We start from the raw sequence: 17235 nt of genomic DNA on the forward strand, positions 1-17235 counted from the left end.
CGTCGTGACTGTCAGTGACGCTGTGCGTGAATCCGCCCAACCGCCGGCACACCCGGGGGAGCCGCAGGATTCCGGAGCGCACCGCGGTGTCGCTCGCCGAATCAGGTTGCTGGCAATCGTCAGTGGGTTGCTGGCAATCCTCGCCGCCGCGTCGATTCCGTTCCTGCCGGTAAAGCAGGATCAATCCAGTGTGGCGTGGCCGCAGACCGCCGCGGTCACCTCGGTGACGGCGCCGCTGCTCACCTACGCGCCGATGGATCTGTCCGCCGAGATTCCGTGCGCCGCCTTCGACGCGCTCGCCGACGCGGGTGGCGTTGTGGTGTCGACCATTCCGCGGCAGTCGCCCGATCTGGAACGCTACGGATTCGTCGCCAAGGTCGTCCCCGACGCCGCCGACCGCGCGGGACGGGTCGACGTGGTGTCCCGCAACACGCTGCTGTGGTCGGCCCCGCTGAGCGAGGTCCGCAATGGATCCTGTGCGGTCCGCGTCCAGATGGATACGCAGCGGACCACGGTGACCGCAACGGGGCTCGCGGATTCCGGCAAGGAGTTCACCACCGACATCCGCCCGCAGGTCGTCGGTGTCTTCAGTGACCTGACCGGTGCGGCGCCATCGGGCCTGCACGTGAATGTGCAAGTGGATTCCCGTTTTTCGGCCTCGCCGACGCCGCTGAAACTGGCCGCGATCGTGCTGGCCGGGCTGGCGACGCTCGTCGCTTTGGTCGCGCTGTACCGCCTGGACAGCGCCGACGGCCGAAAGTCACGGCGGTTCCTGCCCACCCGATGGTGGCGGTTGCAGCCCGCCGACTACCTGGTGTTCGCCACGCTGCTGGTGTGGCACTTCATCGGTGCCAACACTTCTGATGACGGGTATATCCTCGGCATGGCGCGGGCCGAGCGGAGCTCCGGGTTCATGTCGAACTATTACCGCTGGTTCAGCGTCGACGAGGGGCCGTTCTACACGCCGTACACGAATCTGATCGGGTTGCTGACTCATGTGTCGTCAGTGAGTCCCTGGGTCCGGTTGCCCACACTGCTCGTCAGCATCGTCGCCTGGTGGGTGATCAGCCGAGAGCTTCTACCCCGGCTCGGGACCGTACTGCGGGACAATGCCGTCGTCGTATGGACAAGTGCACTGGTGTTTCTCGCGTTTTGGCTGCCTTACAACAACGGACTGCGGGCCGAACCCTTTGTGGCACTGGGCGTGATCCTCACCTGGGCTTCAGTTGAACGGGCAATCGCAACCCGGCGTCTGCTGCCGTACGCGCTCGCGATCATCATCGCCGCGTTCACCCTGACCGCCGCACCCTCCGGCCTGATCTGCATCGGCGCGCTGGCGGCCGGAGCACGCACCATGGTCGCGGTCCTCGCGCGGCGGGCGAAAGTCTCCGGCTACTTTGCCCTGCTTCTCCCGCTACTCGCCGCCGGTCTGGTGGTGCTGACCGTCGTCTTCGCGGATCGCACCTTGGCCGGCGTGCTCGAGTTCTTCTACGTGCACGACAGGGTCGGGCCCGGCGATGGTGCCTCGTGGTTCTTGGAGTTCCTGCGCTACCAGTATCTGCTCCAGCCGAGCGGCGACGGGTGGCTGACCCGGCGGTTCGGCATGTTCATGATGTTGCTGGGCTTGGTGGTCTGCGTGGTCATCATGCTGCGTCGCGGTGGGCACATTCCCGGCACCGCGGTCGGGCCGTCGCGCCGACTCCTCGGCATCACCGTCGCCGCGATGGTGCTGATGATGTTCTCGCCCACGAAGTGGATTCATCAGTTCGGCGTCTTCGCGGGATTGGCCGCCTGCGTTGCGGCGCTCACCGCCGTCGGGATCAGCCCCCACGTGACGCGCCCGGTGCGCAACCGGGCACTGTTCGCGGCGGCCGTCTTCTTCGCACTGGCGCTGACTTTCGTCGGTGCCAACGGCTACTGGTGGGTGTCCGCCTGGGGTGTGCCGTGGTGGGACAAGGCACCGACATTCGCCGGTTTCGGCCTGTCGACCTTCGCGGCCGGTCTATCGGTGCTCGCACTGCTCGTCGCTGCGTGGTTCCACGTGCGCCCAGAGACGCAGCCGCGCCCCGACTCGGTGCCCGGTCGTATCGCGCGTACTCCCGTGCTGGCCGTCGTCGCGGCCGCCATGGTGTTGTTCGAGGTGTTGTCGATGGCCAAAGCGGCGGTGGCGCAGTATCCGTCGTACTCGATTGCCCAATCGAACCTGTCCGCAGCCTTTTCCGGTGGCTGCGGGCTCGCGGACAAGGTGTTGATCGAAACCGACCCCAACGCGTCGGTACTGAGTCCCCAGACCGGTGATGCGGCAGCGGCGTTGGCCGGTGCCGAGTCGACCGGATTCACCCCGAACGGGGTGGCTGCCGATCTCACCTCCGATGAGATCGAATCCACCACGGGCAAGGCGAACTCCGTGACCAGCGCGGACTCCGACGAGGCCGCGGATCCGAAGGCGGGGTCGAAGTCGCCCGGTTCGGAGACCGGCACGTCGAAGGGCGCCGGAATCAACGGCAGCAGTGTTCCGCTGCCCTTCGGTCTGGATCCGGCGTCCATTCCGGTGCTCGGCAGCTACCGGGATGGTGACCAGGTGCCCGCCGAGCTGACGACCGGGTGGTACCGACTTCCGCAGGACAGCAATGGAAGTCGCGGCCCGATCATCTCGATCGCGGTCGCCGGGCGGATCCGCCACGTCGACAGCGACGGCATCGTGCATCCGGGTCAGGACCTGCGTGTCGAGTACGGTCGCGCCGAATCCGACGGCGCGGCAACAGCACTCGGCAGCGTTGAACCGATTGACATCGGTCCATCACCGTCATGGCGCAACGTACGCGTCCCGCTCGACCGGCTGCCCGCTGACGCGAACGTCGTCCGGATCGTCGCGAGCGACAAGGATCTCGGCAAGGATCAGTGGCTCGCGGTGACCCCGCCGCGCGTGCCGCAGCTGAAAACCCTCACCGACGTAGTCGGTTCGCAGACGCCGGTGCTGCTGGACTGGGAAGTCGCCATGACCTACCCCTGTCAGAACCTGGTGGCCACGCACGCCGGCGTGGCCGACCTGCCCGCCTACCGAATCCTGCCGGACCGCAACGGCGCCACCATCACCAACCTCTGGCAGGACCACAACGGCGGTGGACCACTCGGCTGGACCCAGCTGCTGTTCACCGCCCGAACCCTGCCCGCCTACCTGAGCGACGACTGGGACCGGGACTGGGGCTCGATCGAGCAGTACCTACCCCTCGACCCCAATGCCCGACCCGCCGAGGTGACCATCGACGAAACCCAACGCTGGGGCACCTGGACCCCCGGCCACATCAACACCGCCTGGTAGGTAGGCCGCGCTCGGCAGAACTGCTGGCCGTACACCTTATGTGAGGCACAACCCGTATAGCGGGTTTTGCGCGCCGAAAAGGTGCACGGCCAGTGTTGGCTCCCGGTGCTACCTGCGCGGCGGCCATCAAACCCGTTGCCGCGTCAGCCTTTCGACTGCACCGCGAACGGGTGCTGCCAGCGGAGGCCAGGGAAGCGGGCGAACCCGCGATCGCAGGTGATCAGTTCGCTACCGGACTCGATGGCCAGCGCGGCGTGGTAGGCGTCGGCGACGTCGTTGCCTCGGGCGTCGACGGTGCGGCACAGCTGCGCGAAGATCTCGTAGTGGCGGGAGCCTGGGCGCACGGGGCGGGAATTCGGTGCACCGATCAGGATCTCGGTGAATTGGAGGGCTTGGTCCGGCGGGGTAGGTGTCCGGAAGATGCGCGGATTGGTGACTACGCGAACGAACCCGCTGAGCACCAACTCGCTCAATGCGAAGGTGGCGGGTCCGTTCACCAACGTGGTCAGCCAGGCGTGCGCGGCGGCGTGCTCGGGCGACTCGACCCGGAAGGCGTAGACCAGGACGTTGACGTCAGGAAGCAGCATCGGACAACGTCGATCGCAGCCGTGCGTCGTCGTCCTCGTAACCGGCGTCGCGGACCGTACTCCACTGAGCGAGGTTGATGCCGACCTGAACCCCGTCGCCGCCGCCCGTCGGTAGGACGATGTCCATCCGTGCGGTGTCGCGTGCGCTGAGATCGTCGAGCAGCATGCGTAGCGCCTCCTCGATCAGGCTGGTCAGGGTTCGTCCGTCGCGAGCGGCCTGTTGCTTGGCGGCGCGCAGCAGCGCGTCGTCCAGATCCAAAGTCGTCCGCATGCAGATCACCGTACTCCGCTATGCAGATTTATGCATCGGCCGATTTGGCTTGCGAGCGCGAAGTGGCGGTGCCGCGGTTCGCGCGATGGGCGTGGCGGGCGCGCAGCAGGGCGTGGGCGGTGAAGATGGCCAGGGCAGTCCAGATGAGGGCGAAGCCGGCCCAGCGGGAGGCGGGCATCGGTTCGTGCGCGACGGCGACGCCCCAGGCCATCTGGAGAGCCGGGGTGAGGTATTGCAGCAGCCCCATGGTGGACAGCGGAACACGTTGGGCGGCAACGGCGAACAGCAGCAGCGGGATGAGCGTGACCGGGCCGGTGGCCATCATCAGCGCGGCATGTCCTGTGCTGGAGCCGAATTCGCTGCGGCCCGTGACGGCGAGCACGATCACGAAGGCGAGGGCGAACGGCGCGGCCACCACCCCCTCGGCGGCGATGCCGCGCACCGCGTCCAGCGGGATAACCTTCTTCACCAGACCGTACGTCGCGAACGAGCAGGCCAGCACGAGTGCGATGACCGGCGGCCTGCCGTAGTCGACAGTGAGCACCGCCACGGCCGCGGCGCCGAGCCCGAGCGCGGCCCACTGCGCCTTCGCCAGCCGCTCGCGAAAGATCAGCACCCCGAACGCGACGGTCACCAAGGGGTTGATGAAGTACCCGAGCGCACACTCCACGACGTGCCCCGACGTGACGCCGAACACATACACACCCCAGTTGATGGCGATCGCGGCCGACGCCACCGCGGCCAACCGCCAGATCCGCGCGCCGATGCCGCACAGCTCGCGCAACCGTCCGCTCACCAGCAGCATGGCGAGCACCAATACCAACGTCCACAGAATCCGCTGCGCAACCACCTCGGCCGCGCCGGCGAAGGCCAGCAACCCGAAGAAAGCGGGGAACAAACCCCAGAGGAAAAACGCGCTCGTACCGAACGCAACACCCGGGATAGTCCTGCTCCGCTGCACGCTTCCGACGCTACTTCTCACGTAGCCTTGCGGTCATGTCGACTAGCGTGCAGGCGGCGCCTGCCACCGGATTGACCGCGGCGGAGGTCGAGCAACGTCGCCGCGACGGGCTCACCAACGATGTGCCGGACCGGGCGAGCCGCTCGGTCCGCGACATCGTCAGGGCCAACGTCTTCACCAGGATCAACGCTATCCTCGGCGTGCTGTTCATCCTCGTGCTGGCCACCGGATCGATCATCGACGGCATGTTCGGACTGCTGATCGTCGCCAACAGCGCGGTCGGCATCATCCAGGAGGTGCGCGCCAAGCGCACCCTGGACAAGCTGGCCATCGTCAGCCAGGCCAAGCCGACCGTGCGCCGCGACGGCGAATCCGTCGAGCTGGCGCCGCGCGAAGTGGTGCTCGACGACCTGATCGAGCTCGGCCCCGGCGACCAGATCGTGGTGGACGGCGAGGTCGCGGAGGCCTCGCTGCTGGAGATCGACGAATCGCTGCTCACCGGTGAGGCCGACCCGATCGACAAGCAGGTCGGCGCCGAGGTGATGTCGGGCAGCTACGTGGTCTCCGGCAGCGGCTGCTATCGCGCGACCAAGGTCGGCAAGGACGCCTACGCGGCGAAGCTGGCCGAGGAGGCGAGCAAGTTCACGCTGGTGAAGTCGGAGCTGCGCAGCGGTATCGACACCATCCTGAAGGTGATCACCTACCTGCTGATCCCGGCGGGCGCGCTGAGCATCTACAACCAGTTGGTCTCCAGCAAGGAGTCGTGGCGGCCCGCGGTGACCGGCATGGTCGCGGCGCTGGTGCCGATGGTGCCGGAGGGCCTGGTGCTGATGACCTCGGTGGCCTTCGCGGTCGGTGTGGTCCGGCTCGGCAGGCGTCAGTGCCTGGTGCAGGAGCTGCCCGCCATCGAGGGCCTGGCCAGGGTCGACGTGGTGTGCGCGGACAAGACCGGCACGCTCACCGAGAACGGCATGCGCCTGTCCGAGATCAAGACGCTGGATTCCTTCGACGACAACGACGTTCGGCAAGCCCTGGCCGCGTTGGCGGCCGACGACCCGCGCCCGAACGCGAGCGTGCAGGCGATCGCCGCGGCGCTGCCGGACGGGCCGGGCTGGACGCGGACCGCGGTCGCGCCGTTCTCCTCGGCCAAGAAGTGGAGCGGCTGCTCCTACGGTGAGCACGGCGACTGGCTGCTCGGCGCGCCCGACGTGCTGCTCGACGCGAAGTCCGAAGACGCCAGGGTGGCAGAGGAACTCGGCTCCTCGGGGCTGCGCATCCTGTTGCTTGCCCGCAGCGACCGCCCGGTCGACGCCCCGGACGCGCCGGGCACCGTCCGGCCCGCGGCGCTGGTGGTGCTGGAGCAGCGGGTCCGGCCCGACGCCAAGGAGACGCTCGAATACTTTGCCAGCCAGAATGTTTCGATCAAGGTGATCTCCGGTGACAACGCCGTCTCGGTGGGCGCGGTGGCCGCCTCGCTCGACCTCACCGGCGGCGACCACGCGGTCGACGCGCGTAAATTGCCGGAGGGCCGCGAGCAACTCGCCGATGTGCTCGACCACGAGACCACCTTCGGCCGGGTCCGCCCGGACCAGAAGCGGGCCATGGTGGCCGCACTCCAGTCGCGCGGGCATACCGTCGCGATGACCGGCGACGGCGTGAACGACGTGCTTGCGCTCAAGGACGCCGACATCGGCGTCGCCATGGGCGCGGGCAGCCCGGCCACCCGTGCGGTGGCGCAGATCGTGTTGCTGGACAACAAGTTCGCGACCCTGCCGTACGTGGTGGGCGAGGGTCGCCGGGTGATCGGCAATATCGAGCGGGTCTCGAATCTGTTCCTCACCAAGACCGTCTACTCGGTGCTGCTCGCCTTCCTGATCGGCATCGCGGGCGTCGGCTCGCAGATCTTCGGCTACGACCCGATCGGCTATCCGTTCCTGCCGCGCCATGTCACGATCGCCGCCTGGTTCACCATCGGCATCCCGGCGTTCATCCTCTCGCTCGCGCCGAACAACGAACGCGCTCGCAGCGGGTTCGTCCGTCGCGTCATGCGATTGGCGATTCCGTCCGGCGTGGTGATCGGCGTGGCCACCTTCGTCGCCTACCTGATCGCCTATGCCGGTCCGGAGGCTTCCGCGCAGCAGAAGGAGCAGGCGGGCACCACCGCGTTGATCACGCTGATCATGATCGCGGTGTGGGTGCTCGCCATCGTCGCGCGGCCGTACGTGTGGTGGAAGGTGGTGCTGATCTCGGTGTCGGTCGGCGCGTACATCTTCCTGTTCAGCGTCCCGTTCACCCGGGAGTTCTTCAAACTGGACCCGTCCAATGTCGCCCTCACCACCGCCGCATTCATTTGTGGCGCTGTGGGTATCGTGCTCGTCGAGGTCGCGTGGTGGGTGAGCGCGACACTGCTGGGGGAGAAGGGGCAACTCTTCCCGACCCCGAATAACGGCGGTTCCTGACAAACTGGACATCTGACCCGGCGCGCCGCGAGAACCCTTGTGCGGTGCGGTCATTCAGTGTTGGAGTACCTTCTCCGGATATGGAGGTACTGCTGCACCAGATCGACGCGTTCGCGGACGCACCGTTCTCGGGCAACCCAGCCGCGGTGATGCCGCTCTCGTCGTGGCTCCCGGATTCGTTGCTGCAAAACCTGGCCGAGGAGAACAACCTCGCCGAAACCGCCTTCTACACCGCGGAATTACCGCCGGAGGCCGGTGCGCCGCCCGGGGAGTGGCCCGCGTTCCATCTGCGCTGGTTCACCCCGGCGGTGGAGGTCGACATGTGCGGGCACGCCACCGTGGCCAGTGCCGCCCAGATTTTGGAGGACATGCACCCTGGCGCCGACCGGGTGAGCTTCTTCACCCGTAGCGGCTGGCTGCACGTGGACCGCACCGACGACGACGAATTCGTGCTCGACCTGCCCGCGGTGCCCGCCACCGAGGTGACCCCCGATGTGGTGCTGGTCGCCGCGCTCGGCGTCCAGGCGGTGCGCGCCTACACCGGCACCGACGTGGTCATCGTCGTGGCGAGCGAACAGGAAGTCCGCGACGCCGCACCGATTTTCACCGCCTTCCCCCCGTTGCCGCGCGGCGCGATCGTCACCGCGCGCGGCGAGAGCGCCGACTTCGTCTCGCGCTTCTTCGCGCCGGGCGTCGGCGTGCCGGAGGACCCGGTCACCGGATCGGCCCACGCCCAACTGGTTCCGCTGTGGGCACGGGAGCTCGGCCGTACCGAACTCACCGCCCGTCAGCTGTCCCGGCGCGGCGGTAGCCTGCGCTGCGAGCTCGTCGGCGACCGCGTGCTGCTCGTCGGCCGGTGCCGCCGCTACCTGGACGGCGTTGTGCAGCTGCCGGACTGACCCGAACCCCGCGACTCACACGTGCCGCCACCGGCTCGCACGTGCCGATCCGGCGCCACCGAAATGCGGTCGTGCCGTGGCCGAGTCGCGCTTCGTCACCGCGTCGCACACGAATCACACTGCGGCGCGGTGATGTCCGGCCTCCGCCGGGATGGAGCGGGGATGAGTCATCCCGGCGGAGGTCGGTTCCATGCGGGGCTACCGGTCGGGCACTTCGCCGTCGTCAGGTCCGGGCCGGACGATGTCGACTTGGTCGGGCAGCAGTGGCACGACGCCGAATCGGCCGGCTGTCGCGTCGGACGGCAGCGCCTGTACCGCACGGATTCCGTTCTGCGTGGCGAGGTTTCGGAGACCGTCCAGTGGTCCGCGCAGGACGAGGCCGACGGCGCAGGCGCAGCCGGAACGCAGGCGGGCGGCGGAGAGGGCGTTGATGCCCGCGGCGCGCTGGTCGGCGACGATGCGCGGGAGCAGCCAGGCCGCCGCCTCGGCGGAGCTGACGGCCGCCTCGTCGCCGCGGGGGACCGGGACCGCGACCAACGGGGTCTGCACGCGGGGGATCGAAACCTGGTACAGCACTTGCGATATCCGCATGCCGCCGCTGTGCTGTGGGAGCTGTTCCGGCACCAGGGCTTCGGTGAACGAGACCAGCGCCCAGCGGTCGGCCGTGTCCGTGCCGTCCAGCGAAGCCTTCGCTCGGGCAAGGTAATCCGCGACCTGCTCACCCTGCTCGGGGCCGAGCCGATCGGTGGATACGCCGTCCTTGCGCGGCGGGTTCAGCACACCGAGCAGCACGATGAACACGACGAGGGCGACGGCCGCCGCCGCGAGGGCGAGACGGCCCAGCGGCAGCGTCCGCCGGTCAGGCATTGCGCAGGACGTCCAGGGCGTGCTTCAGATCGTCGGGGTACTCGCTGGTGATCTCCAGCCAGCGACCGTCCGCCGGATGGTTGAAGCCGAGCGAACGCGCGTGCAGCCATTGCCTTTCCAGGCCGAGGCGCTCGGCGAGCCGCGGGTCCGCACCATAGGTGAGGTCACCGCAGCATGGGTGCCGGATCGCGGAAAAATGCACCCGGATCTGGTGGGTGCGGCCGGTCTCCAGGTGGATATCGAGCAGGCTCGCCGCCTGGAAGGCCTCGACGGTGTCGTAGTGGGTGATGCTCGGTCGCCCGTCCGCGGTCACCGCGAACTTCCAGTCGTTGCCGCGGGCCCGCCCGATCGGGGCGTCGATGGTGCCGCTGCTCGGGTCCGGATGTCCCTGCACCAGTGCGTGATACCGCTTGGCCACGGTGCGCTGCTTGAACGCGCGCTTGAGCACCGTGTACGCGTGCTCGGACTGCGCGACCACCATCACGCCGGAGGTGCCGACGTCGAGCCGGTGCACGATGCCCTGGCGTTCGTGCGCGCCGGAGGTGGAGATGCGGTAGCCGGCCGCGGCCAGCCCGCCGATCACGGTCGGCCCGGTCCAGCCGACGCCGGTGTGCGCCGCGACGCCGACCGGCTTGTCCACCGCGACGATGTCGTCGTCGGCGTAGAGGATCCGCATCCCCTCCACCGGTGCGACCTCGATCGAGAGCTCCCGCTTGGGTTCCGGGAAGATCACCTCGAGCCAGGCGCCCGCGGCGAGCCGGTCGGATTTGCCCGCGGCGACGCCGTCGAGCTGCACGGAGCCTTCCTCGGCCAGCGCCGCGACGGCGGTGCGGGACAGGCCGAGCAGCCGGGACAGGCCCGCGTCGACCCGCATGCCGTCGAGCCCGTCGGGAACGGGCATGGTCCGTGTTTCCCTCATGCAGTGTTTCCTTCGCTGGTCTTGTTCGCGGTGGTGTCGGCGGCGGTGGTGTCGGGCGCGTCGCGCCCGGTGCGCGTCCCGTTCGGCTCGAAACCGAACACGGTCAACACCACCAGCAGGATCGCGCCGCAGACGATCGAGGAGTCCGCCACGTTGAACACCGGCCACCAGCCGATCGCGAGGAAATCGACCACATGCCCCTGCAACGGCCCCGGCGCCCGGAACAGCCGATCGACCAGATTGCCGAGCGCGCCGCCGAGCACCATGCCGAGCCCGATCGCCCACCACAGCGACCGCAGCGTGCGCCCGATGCGCACCACGCCGATCACCACGGCGGTGGCGACCAAGGTCAGCAGCCAGGTCATGCCGGTGGCCATCGAGAAGGCTGCTCCGGGGTTGCGCACCAGGCTCAGTCTGGCCCAGTCGCCGATGAGCCAGACCGGCTCGCCCGGCGTCAGGTTGGCCACGACGAGGCATTTGGTCAGCAGATCCAGGCCGAGCAGGACGACCGCGATGACGAGTAAGGTCCGCAGCCGCTGGGGCGGAGTCGCTGGTGTCGCCTCCTCGGCGGTGTTCGCTGGGTTCTCCTCGGGCGGCGGGTCGTCACTCACACGCACCATCATCGCTCGAGCTACCCGACACCTTGTGCAGTGGTCACCCGCAAGACCCAGCTGACACTCAGGAACCGGTCGTACCCTGATGCTCGTGACGGTGTTGTCTTCCCCCCATATCCCGCGCTTCGCGCGGTCGGGTGTGTTGCTGATAGTGCTGGCGGTCGGCCTGACCGCGTTCGGAACCGGTTGCAGCGGTGGCGCTGAGTCGCGCTCGGAGCCGGAGAGCACCGAGCCCCTCGGCATCGGCAAAGAAGTATCCGTGCCGATTCCGGCTGCGATCACCAACGTCGTCGCGCCGGGGGCCGAGCCGCGTTCGATGCTGCGCCGGGACTACCCGGCGGGCACCGTGCAGCGGGTGACGCTGCATACCTCGCACCGGATCGCACAGCAGATCAACGACCAACCCGCGCGCGACTTCTCCGCGCCCGCCCTGTCGATCCCGATGACCGCGCAGACCGACGCCGAGGGCATCGATCTCACGCTGGGCACCGTCACCACGCCGGACCCGGCGCTGGCCAAGGCGCTCACCAAGACCGGCGGTTCACACGCCGGATTCGACCTCAGCGACCTCGGCGCCATCACCGCGCTGCGGCTCGAGCCGTCGCCGGACACCTCCAACCCGGCGCGGGCGGCGTTGGAGCAAGCCTTCTATCAGGCGGTCTACCGCTCGATCGCGTTTCCCGATCAGCCGGTCGGCGAGGGCGCGGTCTGGACGGTGCGGCAGGAGATCAGCGGCGGGGTCACCCTCGACCAGGTGACCACGGCGACGCTGACCAAGCGCGACGGTGACCGGCTGACCATCGAGCTCGACGTGATCCAGCAGCCGAAGTCGGCGGTGTGGAACCTGCCCAACAACGCGGGCAAGCTCGACATCCAGGACTACGTCATGCAGGGCACCGGCACGATCACCGTCGATCTCGGGCTGCCGCTGCCGGTGGCAGGCACCATCACCGTCGGCGGTCATCAGGGCTATCGCGACCCGCGCACCGAGAGTGTGCTGCAGCAGACGATCGATACGCAGGTGTCGTGGACCGAGTGACCCGCGGGTGCGGCCTGTTGCTCGTCGCCGCGGCCACCGCGCTCGTCGCCGCGTGCGGATCGTCGAAGTCGGCCGCGCCCGAGACGCCGGACTTGCCGCCACTGGGTCCGGTCACCGCCGCCGCGCCGGTGACCGGTGCGCCGATCGCGGACGCCGACCGGCTGCGTGACCAGCTGCTGACCAGCAAGAATTTGCCGCCGAACTTCACCGCGCTGCCCGCGAGGGCCGAGGCGCCGGCCGGAGTGCAAGGCTCGCCGACCGATCCGGCGGACTGCGCGAAGGTGCTCACGCCGCTGGGTGCCCAGCGGCCGGGCGCGCTCGCCCAGGCGTCGATTCAATATGCGGGCCCGAATTTCTCCAGCATCGATATCGACGCGGCGAGTTTTCCGAATGCGGCGGTTGGGTCCGCGTTCTCGGACGTGCAGGCGTTGCTGCGTCGGTGCGTCCACTATTCCGGTGCGGATGCCACGGATATAGCGGTCGACTACCGGATCGGTGGTTTCCCGCAGCCGCAGGGCGGCGACGCGGTGACCGCCTTTCAGGTGCGTACCACCAGTGACGGGCTGACGTTGCACTCCGCAGTCGCGATCGTGCAGGTAGGCAGCACTCTGGCGCAGGTGGCGGTGACCGCGCCGGAACCCGTCGAGCCGGGGGTGCTCAATGATCTCGCCGCCGCCCAGGTGCGCAGGCTACAGGGTGTTTCGGGGCCTTGATCAGGGCTGATTCGCCGTGCGGCAGGGTGTCGCGGGGCTAGGCTCGACAGGTCCGACACACCGCCTCGACGGAGGTTTCTCATGTCTGATGTCAAGCCAGTGCCCGACGGCTACCCGGTGTTGTCGCCGGGCCTCGCGATCGACGGCGCCGCGGCCGCGATCGATTTCTACCAGCACGTTTTCGGCGCGTCGGAGCGGATGCGCATGCCGGGGCCGGACGGCAAGGTCGCGCATTGCGAGCTGATGTTCGGTAACTCGCTCGTCATGGTCGGCGACCCGTCCGAGGAGATGGATTTCCGGGACCCGAAACAGGTCGGCGGCACGCCCGTCAATCTGCACGTCTACGTCGAGGACGCCGATGCCGCCTTCGGCGCCGCGATCGCCGCGGGCGCCAGGGAACTCAGCCCGATGACCGACCAGTTCTACGGCGACCGCAGCGGCGCCTTCGAGGATCCCTGGGGCCACCGCTGGACCGTGGCCACGCACATCGAAGACGTCGCACCCGACGAAATGGATCGGCGGATGCGGGAGCTGTTCGGCTAGCCCGAAACCACCGAATCCCCGACTACCCGAACGGGTTTCGCGGCCAGCGGCTCGACCGCAGGTCCCTGGGAGACCGAGCCGTCCAAGCGGTACTTACTGCCGTGGCAGGTGCAGTTGATGGTGCCGCCGGACACCGAGGCGACCTTGCAGCCGGCATGCGTGCAGACCGAGGACAGGCCGACGAAGCTGCCTGCGTTCTGCTGGGTAACCACGGTGTCACCGATGATCACGCCACCGCCCACGGGGATGTCGGCGGTCTTGGCGAGGGCTTTGTCGGTCGGTCCTGCTGGAGTGTCTTTCGGTGCGGGAGAGGCGTTTTCCTTGCCGTGCGTAGTGCATGCGGTCAGCGCCGCCGCCGCGACAACCGCGCCTGCGGCGACCACGCCGCGGCGGGTGAGAATCGATTCGTCGGTGGACATGGTCTATCTCCTCGATGTTCGGCCGCCGTCCGACGGCCGGAGCGATCCCGCACTGCGGGCTGTGCCGGTGCCGCTCCTCGCATTGTCAACGGGACAGGGCACCCCAAGGGTTCAATCGGGCATACGCGGCACCCGTCCGTCGTCGCGTTGGTGACGTACGCGTCGGGTCCTGATCGGGGACAACAGTGGATCGCGACGCAGTCGGTCAGCGGTCCTCGCGCAGGCGATCCGGTCCGCTCCGCGGGTACTGCGGCGTTCGGTCGCTCAGCTAGCTATGGGCCGGTGCCGCGGCGGCATTCGCGGCCAGGGTGCGGGCAGCATGCACGGTCAGTGCCGAGCCCGTGGTGAAGGCCACGTCGAAGGCGGCGTCACCGAGGGCGGCGCGGGTGATCGCGGTGGGGCGGTCGATATCCGGGCGTTCGGCGGGCAGCACGGGGATGCCGTTGTCTTCGCGCACGGTGTAGGCGGCACCGAGAAGCTGGGCGGCGGTGTCGAATTCGCCGAGGGCCGCCGCGGCCGCCGCGAGTGCGGCCAGCGCGAACGTGGTGTCGCGCGGGGCTTCGATGCGCTGGGCGCCGTCGAGTGCCAGCAGATGCATGGCGAGGGCGGCGGACGGGTCGCCCTGCTGTTCGAGGAGGTAGCCGAGCTCGACCTGGAGCATCGGGACGAACAGCGGCGTCTCCTCGCCGTCGGCCGGGGCGGTGGCGAGGATTTCCCGCAGAATGTGTTCGGCGACATCGGGTTTGCCGTTGCGGCGGGCGGTGAAGGCGAGCACGACAGAGGCGAAGAGACGACCGGGCGCGTAACCGTGTTCGGCGGCGACCCGCACGGCCTGCTCGGCCAGGGCTTCGGCGCGATCGAACTCGGTGTGCTGCATGGCGATCCAGCCGAGCCAGCAGAGGTGAGTGCACACCTGACCCCACAGCTCCAACTCCTGGGCGAAACCCAGGGCCTCGGTGTGGATGTCGGTCGCACCGGACAGGTCACCGGTCAGCTCGGCGAGGCCGCCGAGCCACTCGGCGGCCTGCAATCTGCCCCAGCGGTCATCGATCTCGGCGAACACCCGGGCGGCGGCGCGGGCGTGCTGTTCGAGCGCGGTCAGGTCGGCGCGGCTGTGCGCGGCCTTGGCCAGGCAGACCAGGCCGAACGCGACGGCCCAGCGGTCGCCGAGCCGCTCGCAGACCGGAAGCGCTTGGCGTACCAGGGCTTCCAGCTCGGCGATGTCGCCGGACTCGAGCGCGGAGAAGGCGAGAAACAGCTCGGCGCGCGCTCGGCCTGCCGGGTCGTCGACGGAGTCGTACATGGCCGCGATCTCGCGTCGCTTGGCGGCGCCGTCGGCGAATTCGCCCTGCTGGAAGGTGAACCCGACCCGCCAGGCCAGTGCGGATGCGCGCTGCCGTGCCGAACCGCCGAGTGCCAGCGCGGTGTCGAACCAGCGCCGCGCTTCGGTCAGCCGCCCGCGGAGCAGCCAATACCAAGCGAGCGCGCCGACGAGTCGCAAAGCCTCGTCCGCGGCACCGGCCCGAACGAAGCCGGCCAGCGCCGCACGCAGGTTCGCGGCCTCGGCATCCAGCCGACGTAGCCACCGCTGCTGATCCGCGCCGTGCAGCTCGGGTGCCGCCTGCTCGGCCAGCGCCAGGTAGTACCGGTGATGCGCCCGATGCACCCCCTCGAACTCACCGGCCTCGGCCAGCCGGTCGAGGCTGAACGCCGCGACCGACTCCAGCAAGCGATAGCGCCGACCCGAGGCCTGCACGAGCGACCGATCTACCAGCCGGGCAACGACATCGGCGATAGTGGATTCATCCAGCGGTGCATGGTGCGGCATGGTCTGAGCGCGTAGGTCTGCGCCCGCCGTGTCGGAGCGCTGCCGGGCGGAAAGGCCTGCACTGTGGGCATCTACCGGGTCGTCCTCGAACCACCCTGTGGCACAGACAATTTCGGCGGCATCGAGCGTGCACCCACCCGCGTGCACGGCCAACCGCCGCAATACCGCGTGCTCGGTCGCGTCGAGCAGCTCCCAACTCCAGTCGATCATCGCGGTGAGCGTCTGCTGCCGCGGCGGCGCGCCACGATGGCCGGTGGCGAGCAGCCGGAAGCGGTCGTCGAGGCGGGCGACCATCTCGTGCACCCCCAGCGCACGCACCCGGGTCGCCGCGAGCTCGAGCGCGAGGGGGATGCCGTCGAGCCTGCGGCACAGCGTCGCGATCGGTTCGGCGGTGTCGGCGTCGAGCACGAAATCACGGGCGCTCGCCTGGGCGCGGGTGAGGAAAAGCTGGACCGCACTGGTCTGTTCGAGGTCGGCGACGTCGGCGTGCGAAGCGGGCACCGCGAGCGGCTCGACCGCGATGACGTCCTCGCCCGGCAGGCGCAGTTGCTCTTGGCTGGTGGCCAGGATGTGCAGGTTCGGCGCCGCGCCGAGGAGCAGTTCGGCGAGATCGGCGGCGTGCTCCACCACGTGTTCACAGTTGTCCAGCACCAGCAGCAGTTCCTGCTCGGCGAGCACTTCACGCAGCAGCTCGACCGGGTCCGCGCCGTCGCTTGCCCGGATGCCGAGCACCTGGGACACCGCGTCGACGAGGAAGGTCGCGCCGTCGGCCGCGGTCGGCTGTAGCGGGGCCAACTCGACCAGCCACGTGCCGTGCGGGAATCGGTCGGTGAGCTCGCTCGCGGCGGCCAGCGCGAGCCTGGTCTTGCCGACCCCGCCGGGACCGGTCAGCGTGACGAGCCGGGTGTCGGCGACGATGCGCCGCAGCTCGGCGAGATCGGTTGCGCGGCCGATGAGTTCGGTGCGCTGGGCCGGGATGTTGGAACTGCGCCGTCGCAGCACCGTTTCCGGCCGTGGCGCGGCGAGTTCGAGGTCCTGGCCGAGGATCGAGCGTTGCAGCGCGACCAATTCCGGGCTCGGGTCGAGGCCTAGCTCGTCGGCCAGTTGTCTGCGCAGATCCTCGTAGCTGTCGAGGGCCTCGGCCTGTCGCCCCGCGCCGTACAGCGCCCGCAGCTGGGCGGCGCGAAGTCGTTCGCGCAGTGGATGTTCGGTGACGACGGTGGCGAGATCGCCGGCCACCTCGCGGTATTCACCCAGCGAGAGGCGCGTCTCGGCCAGCTCCTCCACCACGACGAGCCGCTGCTCCGCCAACTGCGCGATGGCGGGCTGCGCGAAGGCGGCGTCGCGGAAGTCGGCGAACGCCGGTCCGCGCCACAGGCCGAGCGCCTCGCTCAGTGCCTCGGCCCTTGCCCTCGGTTCGGCCGTGTCGCGCGCGGTCGCCACCAGCGTGCGGAACCGCAGCGCATCGAGATCGGTGCAGGCCAGCCGGTAGCCGGGCGGCGGCGAGACCACCAGGTGGCGGCCGCCGGGTTCGGCGTCCTCCAGTGCCCGCCGCAGCTGGGAGGCCTTGGCGGCCAGGGTGCCCGCCGGATTGCCGGGCGGTTCATCGGCCCAGATGTCGTCGACGAGCCGGTCGCCCGACACCGGTTGCCCGGCATTGACCAGCAGGTCCGCCAGCAGCGCGCGCACCTTGGTGCCGGGGATGGGCACGGGGGTGCCGGAATCCGTCCAGACCGCCAACGGACCCAGCACACCGAAACGCATACGAGCAGCTTAGCGACGGCCTTGTCCAGC

Annotated in this window: 14 protein-coding genes; 6 read left to right on the plus strand and 8 right to left on the minus strand. The window is 69.1% G+C overall.

What is annotated here, in order from left to right; translation table 11 throughout:
- The first annotated feature begins 4 nt into the window (after nucleotides 1–4).
- On the plus strand, nucleotides 5–3322 hold the full coding sequence (locus tag ACIHA7_RS17165; protein ID WP_397290339.1) for an arabinosyltransferase domain-containing protein: 3318 nt from the start codon (nucleotides 5–7) through the stop codon (nucleotides 3320–3322).
- Between the two features lie 143 nt (nucleotides 3323–3465).
- Here ACIHA7_RS17165 and ACIHA7_RS17170 read toward each other — a convergent pair whose 3' ends face one another.
- From ACIHA7_RS17170 to rarD, 3 genes are read right to left on the minus strand one after another with little or no spacing between them, the layout of a single operon-like run.
- Nucleotides 3466–3909, minus strand: a complete 444-nt coding sequence (locus ACIHA7_RS17170; RefSeq protein ID WP_397290341.1) for a type II toxin-antitoxin system VapC family toxin — start codon at nucleotides 3907–3909, stop codon at nucleotides 3466–3468.
- Nucleotides 3896–4180: a type II toxin-antitoxin system VapB family antitoxin gene (locus ACIHA7_RS17175; RefSeq protein WP_397290343.1), complete on the minus strand. Its 285-nt coding sequence runs from the start codon at nucleotides 4178–4180 to the stop codon at nucleotides 3896–3898. The genes ACIHA7_RS17170 and ACIHA7_RS17175 overlap by 14 nt, the downstream gene beginning before the upstream one ends.
- Before the next feature lie 28 nt (nucleotides 4181–4208).
- Nucleotides 4209–5141: an EamA family transporter RarD gene (rarD, locus tag ACIHA7_RS17180; RefSeq protein ID WP_397290345.1), complete on the minus strand. Its 933-nt coding sequence runs from the start codon at nucleotides 5139–5141 to the stop codon at nucleotides 4209–4211.
- A gap of 35 nt (nucleotides 5142–5176) precedes the next feature.
- Between rarD and ACIHA7_RS17185 the strand changes: the two genes are divergently transcribed.
- On the plus strand, nucleotides 5177–7600 hold the full coding sequence (locus ACIHA7_RS17185) for an HAD-IC family P-type ATPase (RefSeq protein WP_397290347.1): 2424 nt from the start codon (nucleotides 5177–5179) through the stop codon (nucleotides 7598–7600).
- Nucleotides 7601–7680: 80 nt separating this feature from the next.
- The gene (locus ACIHA7_RS17190; protein WP_397290349.1) at nucleotides 7681–8499 is read left to right on the plus strand and encodes a PhzF family phenazine biosynthesis protein; all 819 of its coding nucleotides are present in this window, start codon (nucleotides 7681–7683) and stop codon (nucleotides 8497–8499) included.
- Nucleotides 8500–8697: 198 nt separating this feature from the next.
- Here the strand turns inward: ACIHA7_RS17190 and ACIHA7_RS17195 are convergent, their stop codons facing one another.
- From ACIHA7_RS17195 to lspA, 3 genes are read right to left on the minus strand one after another with little or no spacing between them, the layout of a single operon-like run.
- Nucleotides 8698–9366: a hypothetical protein gene (locus ACIHA7_RS17195; RefSeq protein ID WP_397290351.1), complete on the minus strand. Its 669-nt coding sequence runs from the start codon at nucleotides 9364–9366 to the stop codon at nucleotides 8698–8700.
- Nucleotides 9359–10285 carry an RluA family pseudouridine synthase gene (locus ACIHA7_RS17200; RefSeq protein WP_397290353.1) on the minus strand — a complete coding sequence of 309 codons (927 nt, stop codon included), beginning with the start codon at nucleotides 10283–10285 and terminating at the stop codon, nucleotides 9359–9361. The genes ACIHA7_RS17195 and ACIHA7_RS17200 overlap by 8 nt, the downstream gene beginning before the upstream one ends.
- Nucleotides 10282–10908, minus strand: coding sequence for a signal peptidase II (gene lspA / locus ACIHA7_RS17205; RefSeq protein ID WP_397290355.1), 627 nt, complete (start codon nucleotides 10906–10908; stop codon nucleotides 10282–10284). The genes ACIHA7_RS17200 and lspA overlap by 4 nt, the downstream gene beginning before the upstream one ends.
- Nucleotides 10909–10984: 76 nt before the next feature.
- Here lspA and ACIHA7_RS17210 point away from each other — a divergent pair, with 76 nt between their 5' ends.
- The 3 genes from ACIHA7_RS17210 (at nucleotide 10985) to ACIHA7_RS17220 (ending at nucleotide 13194) form a co-directional block, all read left to right on the plus strand.
- On the plus strand, nucleotides 10985–11938 hold the full coding sequence (locus ACIHA7_RS17210; protein ID WP_397290357.1) for a hypothetical protein: 954 nt from the start codon (nucleotides 10985–10987) through the stop codon (nucleotides 11936–11938).
- Nucleotides 11926–12651 carry a hypothetical protein gene (locus ACIHA7_RS17215; RefSeq protein ID WP_397290359.1) on the plus strand — a complete coding sequence of 242 codons (726 nt, stop codon included), beginning with the start codon at nucleotides 11926–11928 and terminating at the stop codon, nucleotides 12649–12651. Before ACIHA7_RS17210 ends, ACIHA7_RS17215 begins: the two co-directional genes overlap by 13 nt.
- Before the next feature lie 81 nt (nucleotides 12652–12732).
- Nucleotides 12733–13194 carry a VOC family protein gene (locus ACIHA7_RS17220; protein WP_397290361.1) on the plus strand — a complete coding sequence of 154 codons (462 nt, stop codon included), beginning with the start codon at nucleotides 12733–12735 and terminating at the stop codon, nucleotides 13192–13194.
- Here ACIHA7_RS17220 and ACIHA7_RS17225 read toward each other — a convergent pair.
- Together ACIHA7_RS17225 and ACIHA7_RS17230 are read right to left on the minus strand one after the other, a co-directional pair.
- Nucleotides 13191–13613 (minus strand): Rieske (2Fe-2S) protein, encoded by a 423-nt coding sequence (locus tag ACIHA7_RS17225; protein ID WP_397290363.1) that lies wholly within the window; start codon nucleotides 13611–13613, stop codon nucleotides 13191–13193. The genes ACIHA7_RS17220 and ACIHA7_RS17225 overlap by 4 nt on opposite strands.
- 268 nt (nucleotides 13614–13881) lie before the next feature.
- On the minus strand, nucleotides 13882–17205 hold the full coding sequence (locus tag ACIHA7_RS17230; protein ID WP_397290365.1) for a BTAD domain-containing putative transcriptional regulator: 3324 nt from the start codon (nucleotides 17203–17205) through the stop codon (nucleotides 13882–13884).
- Nucleotides 17206–17235 lie beyond the last annotated feature (30 nt).

It is taken from the genome of Nocardia sp. NPDC052316, from assembly GCF_044547795.1.
Classification (GTDB): domain Bacteria; phylum Actinomycetota; class Actinomycetes; order Mycobacteriales; family Mycobacteriaceae; genus Nocardia.

Bases quoted from the DNA above. Each gene is read 5' to 3' on its own strand.
- ACIHA7_RS17220 (WP_397290361.1), top strand. From the start codon at position 12,733: ATGTCTGATGTCAAGCCAGTGCCCGACGGCTACCCGGTGTTGTCGCCG.
- ACIHA7_RS17195 (WP_397290351.1), bottom strand. From the start codon at position 9,366: ATGCCTGACCGGCGGACGCTGCCGCTGGGCCGTCTCGCCCTCGCGGCG.
- ACIHA7_RS17190 (WP_397290349.1), top strand. From the start codon at position 7,681: ATGGAGGTACTGCTGCACCAGATCGACGCGTTCGCGGACGCACCGTTC.
- ACIHA7_RS17185 (WP_397290347.1), top strand. From the start codon at position 5,177: ATGTCGACTAGCGTGCAGGCGGCGCCTGCCACCGGATTGACCGCGGCG.
- lspA (WP_397290355.1), bottom strand. From the start codon at position 10,908: ATGATGGTGCGTGTGAGTGACGACCCGCCGCCCGAGGAGAACCCAGCG.
- ACIHA7_RS17175 (WP_397290343.1), bottom strand. From the start codon at position 4,180: ATGCGGACGACTTTGGATCTGGACGACGCGCTGCTGCGCGCCGCCAAG.
- ACIHA7_RS17225 (WP_397290363.1), bottom strand. From the start codon at position 13,613: ATGTCCACCGACGAATCGATTCTCACCCGCCGCGGCGTGGTCGCCGCA.
- ACIHA7_RS17230 (WP_397290365.1), bottom strand. From the start codon at position 17,205: ATGCGTTTCGGTGTGCTGGGTCCGTTGGCGGTCTGGACGGATTCCGGC.
- ACIHA7_RS17210 (WP_397290357.1), top strand. From the start codon at position 10,985: ATGCTCGTGACGGTGTTGTCTTCCCCCCATATCCCGCGCTTCGCGCGG.
- ACIHA7_RS17170 (WP_397290341.1), bottom strand. From the start codon at position 3,909: ATGCTGCTTCCTGACGTCAACGTCCTGGTCTACGCCTTCCGGGTCGAG.
- ACIHA7_RS17200 (WP_397290353.1), bottom strand. From the start codon at position 10,285: ATGAGGGAAACACGGACCATGCCCGTTCCCGACGGGCTCGACGGCATG.